Raw genomic sequence first — 14,741 nt, 5'->3', positions numbered from 1 at the left:
GTCCGGCCCTTTTGGTGTGGATGGTTTAACGGTCTTTCCTGGGCACCACCACAATCCCTGATTCAGTGATGGTGTAGCCATTCTTGAGGTCGTCTTCATGATTGTAGCCGATCACGGCGTTATCAGGAATAACCACCCCTTTGTCGATGATAGCCTTTTTAATCTTTACGTGCCGGCCAACCGTAACCCCTTCAAACAGGATGGAGTCTTCCACCAGGCTGTAGCTATTGATCTTGCACATCGGCCCAAGGATGGAGCGACGCACGGTGCTGCCGCTGGTGATGCAACCGCCGGTAACGTATGAGTCGATATTGACACCACGACGTCCTTCATCATCAAAAACAGTCTTGGCCGGTGGCAGGTTGCCCTGGTTGGTAAGGATCGGCCATTTGTAGTTGTAGAGGTTTAACTGAGGACTGACATTGATCAGGTCCATGTTGGCTTCATAGTAGGAATCGAGCGTTCCCACATCCTTCCAGTAGCCCCGTTCTTCTGATTTCATCCCCGGTACCAGATTGTCATTGAAGTTGTAGGCGTAGATCCGGTCGCCCTTTTCCAGCATCATCGGGATGACATGCTTGCCAAAGTCAAGGTCCTCATACAGTTTCTTGCCTTCCAGAAGGACTTCGATCAGCTTGCGGGTGGGGAAGATGTAGTTGCCCATGGAGGCGAAGCAGGTCTCACGGCCTGGAATGGTTTCAGGGTTTTCAGGCTTTTCAGTGAAGGCGGTGACCCGGTTGTCGTCATCCACAGAGAAGACCCCAAAGCGGCTGGCCTCTTCCCTGGGTACTTCAAGTGAGGCGATGGTGAGGTCGGCACGGTTCATCCGGTGGGACTGGATCATCTGGCTGATATCCATCTTGTAGATATGGTCGCCACCAAAGACCGCCACATAGTCGGCATCGGCTGTTTCCACGAAGCGCAGGTACTGCAGGATGGCGTCTGCGGTGCCTTTGAACCACTGTTCGCTGTCGCTACTGGTCTCCGGTGAGATGGCTACGCAGAATTCGCCCAGGCCGGTCCATTTGCCCCATGATTCGCGGATATGTTTGTTAAGCGAATAGGCCCGGTACTGGGTCAGGATGTAAATCCGCCTGATACCGGAGTTGAACAGGTTACTTAAGACAAAGTCGATGATCTTGTACTTGCCGCCAAAGGTGACGCTGGGCTTGGCGCGACGCAGGGTCAAGGGGCTGAGTCGCTCACCTTTTCCGCCTGCCAGCACCATCGCAATTGTATTCCTGCCAAGATTTAATCCGTCGAACATGGGAAGCTCCTTCTTGCAGTCTCTGATTGACCTTAGCTTATCCTTTAGCCGTAAGCTGTCAAGCATGCAAGTCGGATTTTTTCTGTAGGAATGAAGAAATAATCAAATACCCAGGGGGTAGACTGACCCTGCCCCTGGGTATACACACTACGGTTTATTTAGGAACAGGAGAGAAAAGGGCTTTAATGCGCGCTTTAGTGCGTAGGTGTGACAGCATCAACTCTGTCTGGAGTTCTGCGTCGGTCTTTGCCAAGGCTGTGACGGCAGCTTCATCAAAAGGCTCCCGATCTGCTGCCTGACGCAGGGCAATACGACTTTCCTCCATCTTTTTCATCAACCCATCAACATAGTCATGCTCTTTTTGCAGGAGCTGATCCAGTTGCGCCTGCTGCGCTGCGTTTAACGGCATCTTTGGTTCTATCCAATGGTGTCCTGGTGGCGGCATTGGTGGTGGGTGCTGCCGATAATCCGGTGGTGGCGGAGGCGGTGAGAAACAGTCCATCGGGGGTATAGGTAGTTCGCGGGCAGTCGCATTTACCGAAAATCCCCCTATTGCCACGAGTAATAAAATTAATCTCTTGCCCATAGTGCTACTCCTTTCATGCTTGCATGCAGAAGTGTCTTGTTGAAAACAAGAGTAGCGTCTCGGGGCGTAAATATGGGTAAAGAGATGCGAAGATAGGCTAAATTATTCTTAAAAGGCAACTCCGGCATACTGGTCATATTCGTCAGCAGTTGTATCCATGCTTCTGCCGTTTACATCAACGCCACTAAACCTGAAGACAAGCCGTGAGGGATCTATAGTTGCATTACCATTAGCATTCTGGCTGATGCTGAAGGTTACGGTTGCCCGCAGTGTCGTGGGGTCGTAGGTTACCAGTTTGGGAATAGGGGAGAAAGTTGCGTCATTCCTGTTAGACGAGTAAACGCCATTATTATAAAAACCTTCCTCGATACCTGATGCCTTTCGTATACTCCATTTCGTTGTATCCATGACTGAGCTGACATCCATTTCAGAATCAAACTGGAACTGGATGGTGAAATTTTTGGAGCTGGCAGGTTCGGCAAGTGAAATGTCCAGAAAGTAAACCGGCGTTGATGCACCAAGTGCGGTAAGCAGAGAGGTGCCGGAGTCTACGGTACCAAGTATTTTGGGCTGTTGAATGGCATCTTCAAGGGTTTCGGCATAGCTTATTGCCGTTGAGTCTTCTGTGTCATTAAGATAGTCGATAGTGCTGCTGACGCTGTCTTTGTCCCCCAGACCGATGTAGGCAAATCCCAGTTCAGAATAACCGGCATAGAAATCATCACCTTTTCTGGCAATGGCCTTGTTAAGCTGTGTTACCGCCTCGGAATAGCGTCCCTGTTTGTTATAGGCGGAGCCCAGCGCGTAATTGATGTTGCCGTCGTTTGGTTCCAGTTTACTTGCCTTGGTAAACTGAGTGATCGCTTCAGAAGCGCGATCGTTGTTTAGCAGAAAAAGTCCATAGGTGTAGGGGGCCGCCGCATCGGTCGTGTCAGCCTGCACAGCTGCCTTATATTCCTTTTCTGCTTCAGTGGTATTGTTTTCTGCGACATACACATTGGCAAGGTTAACGTGTATGTCGGCCTGGGTACTGTCAAGCTGCAGTGAAGATTTGTAAGCAGATATGGCTTCTTTGTTCTTGCCAAGCTGAAGATAGGCCGAAGCCAAGTAGTTGTAGGCGTCAGTTGATTCCGGATTATAGGATAGTGATGCGCGTAGTGCTTGAGCTGCGCGGGTGTAATTTTCATCTTCCATATAGCTGATAGCCGTGGAAAGCATGGTGCTTGCAATACTGCTACGGGTGCTTTGGCTGTCTGTGATGGCCGAAAACATTTTGTCTGTAGCTGCTATGACCGACGCCATGATTTTCCTCCTGCTGCATCTGATGATTTCAGAGGTTGTTGACTGGGCGTCAACAACCTCTGAAGGTTAACAGCTGTTTTGCTTACGAAATCACATTGATTGATTGTGTACTGCTGCTTGAACTGCTTTTTAGCAGCTTGAGCAGGGTCGACACACTGCTTTGATCACTGTTTTGCAATAGTGAGGCAAGTGCGTCTTTCAGAGCACTACTGGTGTCATCATAGCCGCTGCTGCTTGACTGGGCCTGTTGTGGCGGCGGCGGAGGTGGCCCCATGCTCTTCATCATGGTAGCCATCTCATCGCTGTTGAGCGAACCATCGCTGTCGCTGTCATACTGGGTGATCAGGGTGGAGGCGTCCTGAGATTGGCCGGTCATCTCTGCCATCTTGTCCAGCATGGTCTGCAACTCATCAGAAGAAAGGGCGCCGCTGCTGTCACTATCGAGCTCGTTGAACATCTCTTCCGGTTTAGGTGGTGGTGGCGGTGGTGGACCTTGTTTACCATTTACTGCAGAGCTGCTGCTGATTGAGCTGTCTTCTTCATCGTCTGATGATGAACTTTGCATCTGTTGCAGCATGGAGATCAGGCTGGAGACCAGGTCCTGGCCGGAGTTGGAGAGGTACGAGGCCAGGGATGTGGTGTCAAGTCCGCTGGATTGGGTGCCGGATTGGTCTTCGTTACTCAGCATTGCATCCCGCTCATGTTTGGGTTTGATGCTTTCCATCAGGCTGTCCATCTCATCGCTGTTCAGTGATCCATCGCTGTCACTGTCATACTGGGACAGGAGAGAGGATGCATCCAGCGTTTTGCCGCTGTCCTCAGAGATCTTGTCGGTCAGGGCGGTTAGTTCTGTTTGCGAGATACTGCTGTTGCCGTCACTGTCAACTTTACTGAACAGATCCTGTTTCCGCTTCTGCTGGTCGATGCCAAACAGACTGGTCATACTGCTGCTGATGCTGCTGATGCTACTCATGGCGGGCCTCCTTAGTGTGTGATGTGCAAAGGGTTGGTACTCTATCTATCGGATATACACGGCTGGATATTCGTTAAGTGTGGCGCTGTTTGAGTAAAGTTTTGTAATCAGGATGTAGCCTACAAATCTTTACAGACTAAGTTGTTCGAGAGCCTTATACTGACGCAGGTATTCACATCGTCTGGAGGGTGGAGCAGATGCAGACTAGCAGGATTCTGGTCATTGATGACGATCATGACCTCTGTGCCTTGTTGGATGACTATCTAAGCGCAGAAGGTTTTACCATTGAGGCGGTTCATGATGGTGCTCTGGGGGCAACCCGTGCCTGTACCGAGAACTATGATCTGGTGGTGCTTGATGTGATGCTGCCCGGCCTGAACGGGTTTGAGGTACTGCGTAAAATAAGGGCCGGATCAGCGGTGCCGGTGGTGATGCTGACCGCACGGGGTGAAGAGGTTGACCGGATTGTGGGGCTAGAGCTGGGGGCGGATGACTATCTGCCCAAGCCGTTTAACCCGCGTGAGCTTGTGGCCCGTATCCGTGCCATTCAGAGACGGTCAGCCACGCAACAGAAGAATGAAACTGCGCCGGAAGCTGTGCTGGCTGTGGGGGATCTGACCCTTGATCCAGGTCGTCGGGCAGTATTGCAGGGGGGGCAGGAACTGCCGCTAACCTCAGTAGAGTTTTCGGTGCTGGAGGTCTTGATGACCCAGGCCGGGCGGGTGGTCAGCCGCGAAGAGCTTTGCAGTCAGGCCCTGGGGCGGCAGCTTAATTCCTATGATCGTAGCATAGATGTCCATATCAGTAGTCTGCGCCGTAAACTTGGGCCGGCCAAAGACGGCAGTGAGCGGCTTAAAAGTGTGCGGGGAGTTGGCTATATCTATCTGCGTCCTACAGTGGCAGAGTCACTCTGATGCGGTCACTTTTTGTAAAGCTGTTCTTCTGGTTTTGGCTGACCGTGGTGTTGTCCGGCGGCATCTTCTTTCTGGTTGCCATCAAGACCAGACCGGGATTCCATCCGCGTCCCCCTGTTTCGTTTCATCAGGGACCGCAGGCCGGTGATCCAACTCAGCCCGGTATGCAGCAACCAGCGCCTCTGCCACCACCTGCCGGTCATCATCCTGAACCACCTCCACACGGCTTTCCCAGCTTTCCGCTCATAGCCCAACTGGTCATCTATTTTGTGGTGGGTGGGCTGGCCTGTTATCTGCTCGCCTGGCGGTTGACCGCACCGATTCGGCGTCTGCGCAGGGCCACGCAGCAACTTGCACAAGGTGATCTGACGGCACGGGTTGGCTTTCGGGCAGCTGCCAAAGGTGATGAGATAGCTGATCTGGGGCGGGATTTTGACCGGATGGCTGAGCAGCTTGAGGTTTTGATGTCGGCCCAAAAACAGCTGGTGCGGGATATCTCCCATGAACTGAGATCGCCCCTGGCCCGCCTCAACGTGGCGCTTGGGCTGGCTCGTCGCGAGGCTCCTGCTTCTGCTGCTGTTGCCTTTGACCGGATCGAACAGGAGTCGGATCGTTTGAATCAAATGATCAGCGAACTGCTGACACTGACGTTGCTGGAAAGTGGCAGTAAGGCTCTGGAAAAGAGACAGGTGGATCTTGCAGCGCTGACAGCAGAGGTGGTGGATGATGCTGACTTTGAGGCAGCAGGCAGTGGACGTACGGTGCAGCTGGTGGCTACGCCGGTACGGCCATTGACAGGCAATTATGAACTTCTGCGGCGAGCACTGGAAAATGTGGTGCGTAATGCCGTACGGTATACCGCTCCCGGCACCGTGGTGGAAGTTCATCTGGAGCAAGAAACGGCTGATGAGGTCTGCCTGCGGGTGCGGGATCATGGCCCAGGCGTGCCGGAAGAAGCCCTTTCGGCGATCTTTAAACCCTTTTTCCGTGTGGCTGAGGCACGGGATCGTCAAAGTGGCGGAACCGGTATCGGGCTGGCCATCACCGCCGGAACCATCAAACACCATGGTGGCACCGTGACAGCCCGCAATCTGCCGGAAGGTGGACTTGAGGTGTTGATCAGGTTGCCTTTGTCCGTTTGTTAATGGTCGCGCGGCCTGGGTTTGGAATGCCGCTAACCGTTTGTCCTCCTCGTGAGCTTCAAACCTGTTGTTTTTCCCGCAACTATCATCTCTAGGGTAATCACCTCATTTCCATCTATCGCGCAAGGTGCTAGTATAGACGCCTCTAACTACTCATCCCGTCTGTCGTTATTCTGCCGGTACTTCCGATCCGGTCGTCACTTCAGCCGCTTGATCAGGTACAGGAGGTTTTGATGCTTGCCGATGTGAAAATCCTGGCTGTTGATGATGACAATTTTAACCTGCAGATAATCCAGGCAATGCTGGAAGATATGGCAGCCACCATTTATACCGCCAATAACGGTCAGGAAGCCCTTGCACTACTGGAATCCACTCCTGGTATAGATATTGTGCTGCTTGATCTGCAGATGCCGGTTATGGATGGTTTTGAAGCCCTGCAGCGGATCAAGCTTAACTTTACCCTGATGCATATCCCGGTAATTGTGGTGACCGCCGATCAGCAGGAGGTAACCAGGGTTCTGGGATTGGGGGCTAACGATTTTCTGGCCAAACCGTTTAATCCCGATGAGCTGCGTTTGCGGGTCATGAACCATGTCCGTAGTAAAAAATACCACGATATTATCAGTAACATGAATGCCACCCTTGAGACAGAAGTGGCCAAAAAGACTGCAGACCTGCGGGATGCCCTGGCCCTGTCTCAAGAGGCTGAATATGAGATCTGTCTGCGCCTTGGCCGTGCCTCTGAATTCAGGGATATGGAAACCGGTATGCATACCCGCAGGATCAGCGAGATGTCAAAGGTCCTGGCATTGCTGGCCGGTCTGCCGGAAGAGCAGGCTGAACTGCTGCGCTTTGCCTCCCCTTTGCACGATGTGGGCAAGATCGGCATCCCGGACCGGATCTTGCTTAAACCGGGGAAACTGGATGAGACCGAGATGCAGATCATGAAGCTGCATACCACCATCGGCGGGCGGATACTGTCTGAAGGCGAGCGTTTTCACTCCCTTGAGGCTGGCTGCACGGTGGCGTTGCAGCACCATGAAAAATGGGATGGCAGCGGCTATCCTGCCGGTTTGAAGGGTGAGGAGATCCATATCTTTGCCCGGATCGTGATGATAACTGATGTCTTTGATGCACTGGCCTCGGATCGTCCCTACAAGAAGGCCTTCCCGATTGAAAAAATCCTTACCATTATGGAAGAGGGCAGGGGGATCTTCTTTGATCCTCACCTGCTGCGGCTTTTTCTGGATAACCTGCAGCAATTTGTTGCTATTCGTGACCAGTTGAAGGACCGGCAGGAGGAATCTGATCCACTTCTTGAGCTGTTGTCGATCACCTAAATCAGGAGGAAAATAATGGCCAGAAAATCTTACGCAACTTCGTTTGTACTTTTTTTGCTGCTTCTTGGTCTGGCATGTCCAGCGTTTGCAGCGCCAGCTGGTAACAACCTGCTGATTTACTGCGGTATCACCATGGTACGTCCCATAACCGATATTGCCCGTCAGTTTGAAAAACAGGAAAAGATCAGCATTGCCATTGCCCAGGGAGGCTCGGAAGATCTCTACCAAAGCGCTAAAAAGAGCCAGAAAGGTGATCTCTACCTGCCGGGTGAGCCTGTCTTCAGGATCAAGCATCAACCAGAAGGGTTGCTGGGTGAGTACAAGGTGCTTGGGATGAACCAGATGGCGTTGATGGTTAAAAAAGGTAATCCTAAAAAAGTGAAACCTGATCTGAAGGAGCTGCTGCGTAAGGATCTGGCAGTGGTGTTGGGCAGCAGCGAAAGCGGTAGTGTTGGCGTAGAGGCCCATCGCATTTTGACGCAGACAGGTCTGTACCCCAAGGTGGCTGCAAAAGTGGTGCAGATGCTACCTGACTCCCGTTCCATAATGGCTGCCATGCGTCGCGGTGATGCTGATCTGACCATGAGCTGGCGTGCCACCGGCTATTTTCCTGATAACGCACCCAGCATTGATGTGCTGGATCTGCCACCTTCGATTGCGCCGCCACAGGAATTGCAGTTGACGCTTTTGACTTTTTCAAAAAATCAGGCCATGGCCCGTAAATTTATGGAGTATGCCGCAGGTCCTCAGGGCCAGTCCATCTTCCGTCGCTATGGCTTTATTACCGTTTCAAAGGCTGGACGCTAACCAGGCATGGCACTTGATTTTAAACAACCTGCGGCCATGATCAGCTCTGCTTCACGGGCTACTCGTCTGCTGTTCCTGCTGATGGGGCTATTTCTGGTCGGCTTCACGGCATTGATCGCCGTTAACGTGGTTATCGGGCACCTGATGGAAGAGCTTGAACACCGGGGCAATAATGAACAGGTCCGTCTGTTTGTTGGCGAAGTACTGGTTGACGACATTAAAGGGATGGAGCTTGATTTTAACCGGATGGTCGCATCAGTCAGCACATCAGAGCAGGGGCGCCTGCGGGCTGGAATTAAAGAAAAAACCCTTAAGTTGGAGCATGATCTGTTGGTGTTAAAAGATGGTGGTCGGGTTGAACGGACTATTGATCTGAATATTGAAGGGGTTGATAACCTGAATGAGCAGGTCACCTATACACCCCGTGCTGATGATCCCCACAACATGCTTGAATTGATCGAGATTGGCCCTCATCTGGACAAGGTACGGGAAAAAGCTGATGAGCTGGCCCAGTTGCTGGCTAAACGAGAACAGGCCAGAGAGTCGAGTAATGCCCTCAAATTGATGAAAATCGAAGAAGATCTGAATGTTTTTTACAAGCATGTGCCTTCGCTGTTTATACGTCTGAACGAAAATGCCAACCGCCTCTATTATGAAAGCAACAACCGGATTACCCTGCTGAAAGAAGAATTGGCAGCCCGGCGGGTACTCTACAAGAACGTGCAAATGGGGTTAGGGGGCAGCATTGTCCTATTGGTCATGGTCAGCGGTATCCTGTTGGCCCGTCAGCTGGCCTCGGTTAACATTCAGCTGATGCAGTCCAGCGAAGAGATGCGGGTTGCCAAAGAACAGGCAGAGGCCAGCAGTCGTGCCAAAAGTGAATTCCTGGCCAATATGAGCCATGAAATCCGTACCCCGATGAACGGTGTGCTGGGGATGACCGAACTGCTGATGGATACAGAGCTGAATTCTCAACAGTATGATTATCTTAAATCGGTCAAGATATCTGCAGAAAATCTGATGGATATCATTAATGATATCCTTGATTTTTCAAAGATAGAGATGGGCAAGCTGGAGACAGAGACGGTGCCGTTTATGTTGCGTAGTATGCTGGGGCAGACTCTGCGTACCCTGGCAGTGCGGGCAGGGCAGAAAGGGCTTGAGCTGGTCTTTCAGGTTGACCCCGATGTGCCGGACAGCCTGCTGGGCGATCCCGGACGGTTGCGTCAGGTGCTGTTAAATCTATCCGGTAATGCCGTTAAGTTTGCCGAGCAGGGTGAGATAGAGTTGCTGGTGTCAAAACAGCAGGGGCTGCCGGATGGTGAGGTCTTGTTACGTTTTGAGGTGCGGGACAAAGGGATCGGGATTAACCCGGAGCACCTGCAGCGGATCTTTGCCCCCTTTGAACAGGCTGATCTTTCCACCACTAAAAAGTTTGGAGGAACCGGTCTGGGCTTAGCCATCTGTCGCCGTCTGGTGCAGTTGATGGGGGGGGAGATCGGCGTGGAAAGTGTGCTTGGCCAGGGTAGTACCTTCTGGTTCACCCTGCGTTGTCGGGTGCGGGATAAGCTGCAGCATGAAGCCCAGCAATCCACCGCCCTGCAGGGGATTGTTGCGCTGGTGGTGGATGATGTGGCCATTAACCGGCAGTTGTTGGAAGGTTATCTTGAGCGCTGGGGGGTGGAGGTGCTTACGGCATCAACTGCAGAAGAGGCCAGATCCAAGCTGGAGTCTGCGCTTTCTACCCGGCCGGTGCAGATAGTCCTGTCTGACCTGCAGATGCCGGATGTAGATGGTTGGATGCTGGTGGAGCAGATCAGAAAAGATGTTCGCTATGATGATCTGAAACTGGTGCTGCTGCCAAGTGCCGGCAAGCGTGGAGACGCCCAGCGTTGTCGTCAGCTGAAGGTGAACGGCTACCTGACCAAGCCGGTGATTCATAGTGAGCTGTACGATGCCTTGAAGGCGATCATGCATGGCGAAGCACAACCAGGCACCGGGCCGGTTACCCGCCATCAGGTGCGTGAGGCCAGGCGTAGTTGTACGATCCTCTTGGTTGATGATGTCGAGATTAATCGTGAACTGGCAAAGATTATTCTGGAGAAACAAGGACATCAGGTTGTTCTTGCCGTTGATGGTCAGGATGCGCTGGAAAAGGCACGTAATGGCGGGTTCGACCTGATCCTGATGGATATCCAGATGCCGGTGTTGGATGGTTTTGAGGCCACAAATGAAATCCGTGCCTTTGAACTTGCCCATAAGCGGCAACCGGTACCGATTGTGGCCATGACCGCCTATGCATTGCAGGGTGACAAAGAACGTTGTCTTGCGGCAGGTATGGATGCCTATCTATCCAAGCCGATCAAAGAGGATGATCTGTTGGCCGTGATTGAACGGATGGTTTCAGGACAGCCACCACAGCAGCCGGCTGCTCTTGTCATGCAGGCTGAAGTTCAGGTCCAGGAGCAAGCGCATCAGCCGGTTTTTGATCGTCAGGCGCTGCTGGTGCGTCTGGGGGGAAATGAATCGCTCATTCAGAAATTTGTAACCATGTTTTTTGATAGTGCCGATGAACATATGAACCTGCTACGACAGGCCTTTGAAGCAGGTGATGCTGAACAGATGCGGGCCAAGGCCCACGCCATTAAGGGGTCAGCCGGTAACGTGGGGGCCTGTGCTTTGTCTGTAGCTGCGGCTGAGCTTGAAATGGCGGTCCGTGAAGGGCGGATAGAAGAGTACCAGGCGTTGTGGGTGATACTTGTGGAACAGTATGAACTGTTTAAGCTGGCGTCGGGGGGGACGGTATGACCGTTCAATCTGAACGTTCCGGTCGCAGCCTGCTGTTGGGACTTCTGTTTGGCCTGGTCGGGTTTTGCCTGAACTGGTTCAATCTGGAACTTTTTTTTGGCGTTGATTTTTTGTTCGGTTCGATTGTCACCATGGTGGCCCTGCAACGATTTGGCCTCGTCAGCGGTCTGACCGCTGCCTTGATCGCCTCACTTGCCACCCTGTTTCACTGGCACCACCCTTGGGCGGTCGTTCTTTTTAGCGCTGAAGCAGCGCTGGTCTACCTGTTGGTAAACCGCAGGCGATTCAGCCTGCTGAATGCAGATATTCTTTACTGGTTCACCGGCGGTTTGTTGCTTGTCTGGCTGTTCTACCACCACCTGATGGGTTTTGCTCCTCTGGCTACGCTGGTGATTGCCCTTAAACAGGGGGTTAACGGTATTTTTAATACCCTGCTGGCAAAAGGGATCTGCCTGCTGCCCTGGGTGACTAACCGGGATGTGCAGCAACAAAAACCGGCCCTGCGGGAACTGCTGTTTGTGGGGTTGGCCGCTCTGGTTCTGGTGCCTGCCCTTGGCTTTGGCTGGTTTACGATCCATGATGGCTTCAAGCGTGATCTGGATATCGCCAAAGAAAACCATTTTCGCTTCAGCCGGATTATCTCCAAAACAACGGTAGACTTGTGGTTTGTCCAGCGCAAGTTACAGGTTGAAGGGGTGGCTGCAGTTATGCCGTCTCCTGAGACTCTACCGCCCAAACAGCTACAACATAGTCTTGAAAAACTGAATGCAAACTACAGCTGCCTCTGCCGCCAAATTGTCCTGGATAGGCAATCTGTTACCCGTGCCTTTGTGCCCAAGGTTGATGAACAGGGTAACTCCACCATTGGGCTGGATATGAGTGGTCGCCCGTATCTGAAGCGGGTTACGACTCCTCCCTATCTTGCCACCGTAGAATTTTTTATGGGCAGAATCGGCACTCCCGGCCCCCGTCTGGCAGTGGTTGCACCGATCCATGATGCCGGTCGCTATCAGGGGGCGGTACTTTCAGTCTTCAAGCTTGAAGAGCTACAGAGACTGTTTGATAGTTTGATAGGGAGACGCCCCATAACGGTAACTCTTTTAGATGCCGAAGGGCGGGTTGTTGTCAGCAGCAGCAAGGATCTGAAGCCAATGACACCGTTCAGCCTGCCAGCAGGTGGCGTCCTGCGGCCTCTGGATGATACCACCCTGCAATGGATACCTGATTCCAGGCCTGGCGTTGGCGCAATGAAACGTTGGCTTGATTCATTTCTCTATCAGGAAGAGGCACTGCCCAGTCTGCCGGGTTGGAAACTGGTAACGCAGTGGTCGCTTAAGCCACTATTGCTACAGACCAGCCAAAAAGTATCTCAGGTGCTGGGTGTGATTGCCCTGGTCCTGTTGCTGGCCATTGCACTGGCCCATTACTTTGCCAACTATCTTGCCCGGGTCTTTGTTCGTCTTGAGGAGATGACCCGTAGTCTGTCCCAGCGGGTTGTCGATGGCGAAGCCATTGTCTGGCCTGCTGCATCGGTGCGTGAAGTGGAAGGACTAACGGCCAACTTTCAGCAGATGGCGGTCAGTCTGCAGCACCAGTCACTGGAGCTGCAGGCACTGAATGAAGAACTTGAAAAGCGGGTGCAGGAGCGGACAGCATTGCTGGAAGGGGTACTGATTTCCACGGCGGATCTAATCTTCTTCAAAAATAGCAACGGAGTCTATCTGGGCTGCAATCCTGAATTTGCCCGTTTAGTAGGCCGTCCCCGTGACCAGATTATCAATGCTTGTGACCATGACCTGTTTGACATGCCAACGGCTGATTTTTTCCGCCAACAGGATCTTCTGATGATGGAGTCCGGGCAGCCACGTCATAATGAGGAATGGGTAACCTACCCTGACGGGACCAGGCGCATGATGGATACCCTCAAATCTCCCCTGCGGGATATCTCTGGCAGGGTGCTGGGGGTGGTGGGAATAAGCCGTGACATCACAGAAAAGAAACAGGCAGAACAGGCGGTGCAGGAGGCGGTTGAGGCCAAGATGCGTTTTATCGCCAATATGTCCCATGAGATTCGTACCCCGATGAATGGGGTGATCGGTATGGCCGGTCTGCTGCAGGAAAGCGGGCTTGACGATGAACAGCGCCATTTTCTGCAGGTGATCCGTGCCAGCGGAGAGCTGCTGCTGGCTATTGTGAATGATATCCTGGACTTTTCCAAGATAGAGGCTGGGCATCTGCAGCTTGAGGAGTTTCCCTTTGATCCTGAAACGCTCTGTAGCGAACTGGCAGATCTGTTTGCTGCACAGTGCCATGCCAAAGGATTGCTGTTGGTACGTCGCTTTGATCTGCAGGAGTGTCACTGCCTGAAAGGTGATGGAACCCGTCTGCGTCAGATACTGATGAACCTGCTGGGTAATGCACTTAAGTTTACCGAGACCGGTACGATTACCCTGCAGGTCTCAACAGAACTGCAACAAAATGGAAAAATCCAGCTGCGCTGCCAGATACGGGATACCGGGATCGGTATTCCCAAAGAGCGATTCAGTTCTCTGTTTACTCCATTTAACCAGGCTGACAGCTCAACTACGCGCAAGTTCGGCGGGACTGGACTGGGGTTGGCTATCAGCCGCCAACTGGCACGTCTGATGGGAGGGGATATCAACCTGATCAGCCTGCCGGGACAGGGTAGCTCTTTTACGGTCACGGTGCTGTGTGATCCTTGCAATGAGCTTGAGCAGATGCAGGTGCAACAGCAGAAGCAACCTGCTGATAAACAGAAAACGGTACTGTCAGCCAGAATCCTGCTGGTGGAAGACAATATGGTAAACCAGCTGGTGGCCCGTACGATTCTGGAAAAGCAGGGACATAAGGTCTCACAGGCGGCCAATGGTCAGGAGGCGTTGGCTATGCTGCGGCTGCTACCGATTGATCTGATTTTGATGGATTGCCAGATGCCGGTTATGGATGGTTTTGAGGCCACCAGCCGGATCAGGCAGGGTGAGGCAGGAGAACAAAACCGAAACGTGCCGATCATCGCCATGACTGCCCATGCCTTTGTGCAGGACAGAGAACGCTGCTTTAGCGTTGGCATGGATGATTACCTGACCAAGCCGGTGCAACCTGCCCGCCTGGCTGATGCTATTGCAGCGTGGCTGGAACGTGGCCATCAAGCTGTATCGAATACTGGCACGGCCTCAGATCCGGTTGCTGCAACTGATCAGCCGGTGGAGACAGAGGAACTGGTTTTTGCTGCTGACGACCTGCTTCAGAGACTGGAGGGGGATCGAGATCTGGCTCAAACCGCTATCAGCATCTTCCTGGATGAGGTGGACAACGCAGTGGCAGAACTGCATGCCGCAGTGATGCGTGCCGATAGTACCGCTGTCTCAATGCAGGCCCATGGTCTGAAAGGGGCAGCGTTGAACTGTGGGGCAGGCAGGACGGCAGCAGTTGCCCGGCGTCTTGAGGCTCTGGCAAAGGCCGGTTCACTTGAAGGTGCAGAGCAGCTGATTGGTGAACTGAGGCAGGAAGTTGTGAGCTACCAGCAGGAACTACAGAAACAGAATTGGAAAGGGGGCGTGGGTACCGCCACCACTAGATAG

General features: G+C 52.7%; 10 protein-coding genes. 6 read left to right on the top strand and 4 right to left on the bottom strand.

The window, feature by feature from the left end:
- Nucleotides 1-25: 25 nt before the first annotated feature.
- The 4 genes from glgC to B5D39_RS11680 form a co-directional block, all read right to left on the bottom strand.
- Nucleotides 26-1,267: a glucose-1-phosphate adenylyltransferase gene (gene glgC / locus B5D39_RS11695; RefSeq protein WP_078790653.1), complete on the bottom strand. Its 1,242-nt coding sequence runs from the start codon at nucleotides 1,265-1,267 to the stop codon at nucleotides 26-28.
- A 154-nt stretch (nucleotides 1,268-1,421) separates the two neighbouring features.
- Nucleotides 1,422-1,853 carry a periplasmic heavy metal sensor gene (locus B5D39_RS11690; RefSeq protein ID WP_078790652.1) on the bottom strand — a complete coding sequence of 144 codons (432 nt, stop codon included), beginning with the start codon at nucleotides 1,851-1,853 and terminating at the stop codon, nucleotides 1,422-1,424.
- A 108-nt stretch (nucleotides 1,854-1,961) separates the two neighbouring features.
- On the bottom strand, nucleotides 1,962-3,155 hold the full coding sequence (locus B5D39_RS11685) for a tetratricopeptide repeat protein (RefSeq protein ID WP_078790651.1): 1,194 nt from the start codon (nucleotides 3,153-3,155) through the stop codon (nucleotides 1,962-1,964).
- An 82-nt stretch (nucleotides 3,156-3,237) separates the two neighbouring features.
- Nucleotides 3,238-4,128: an EF-hand domain-containing protein gene (locus tag B5D39_RS11680; protein ID WP_078790650.1), complete on the bottom strand. Its 891-nt coding sequence runs from the start codon at nucleotides 4,126-4,128 to the stop codon at nucleotides 3,238-3,240.
- 197 nt (nucleotides 4,129-4,325) lie between these two features.
- Here B5D39_RS11680 and B5D39_RS11675 point away from each other — a divergent pair, with 197 nt between their 5' ends.
- The 6 genes from B5D39_RS11675 to B5D39_RS11650 all read left to right on the top strand — a co-directional run bounded on the left by B5D39_RS11675 (nucleotide 4,326) and on the right by B5D39_RS11650 (nucleotide 14,741).
- Nucleotides 4,326-5,042, top strand: a complete 717-nt coding sequence (locus tag B5D39_RS11675; protein ID WP_078790649.1) for a response regulator transcription factor — start codon at nucleotides 4,326-4,328, stop codon at nucleotides 5,040-5,042.
- Nucleotides 5,042-6,187, top strand: a complete 1,146-nt coding sequence (locus B5D39_RS11670; protein ID WP_078790648.1) for an ATP-binding protein — start codon at nucleotides 5,042-5,044, stop codon at nucleotides 6,185-6,187. Before B5D39_RS11675 ends, B5D39_RS11670 begins: the two co-directional genes overlap by 1 nt.
- A 230-nt stretch (nucleotides 6,188-6,417) precedes the next feature.
- The gene (locus tag B5D39_RS11665; protein ID WP_078790647.1) at nucleotides 6,418-7,524 is read left to right on the top strand and encodes an HD domain-containing phosphohydrolase; all 1,107 of its coding nucleotides are present in this window, start codon (nucleotides 6,418-6,420) and stop codon (nucleotides 7,522-7,524) included.
- 15 nt (nucleotides 7,525-7,539) lie between these two features.
- Nucleotides 7,540-8,331: a molybdate ABC transporter substrate-binding protein gene (modA, locus tag B5D39_RS11660; RefSeq protein ID WP_078790646.1), complete on the top strand. Its 792-nt coding sequence runs from the start codon at nucleotides 7,540-7,542 to the stop codon at nucleotides 8,329-8,331.
- Nucleotides 8,332-8,337: 6 nt separating this feature from the next.
- Nucleotides 8,338-11,139 carry a response regulator gene (locus tag B5D39_RS11655; protein WP_078790645.1) on the top strand — a complete coding sequence of 934 codons (2,802 nt, stop codon included), beginning with the start codon at nucleotides 8,338-8,340 and terminating at the stop codon, nucleotides 11,137-11,139.
- Nucleotides 11,136-14,741 carry an ATP-binding protein gene (locus B5D39_RS11650; RefSeq protein WP_078790644.1) on the top strand — a complete coding sequence of 1,202 codons (3,606 nt, stop codon included), beginning with the start codon at nucleotides 11,136-11,138 and terminating at the stop codon, nucleotides 14,739-14,741. Before B5D39_RS11655 ends, B5D39_RS11650 begins: the two co-directional genes overlap by 4 nt.

It is taken from the genome of Trichlorobacter thiogenes, assembly GCF_900167465.1.
Taxonomy (GTDB): Bacteria; Desulfobacterota; Desulfuromonadia; order Geobacterales; family Pseudopelobacteraceae; genus Trichlorobacter; species Trichlorobacter thiogenes.
Note: the sequence above shows the minus strand (reverse complement) of the source record. Positions and strands in the feature narration are given on the sequence as shown.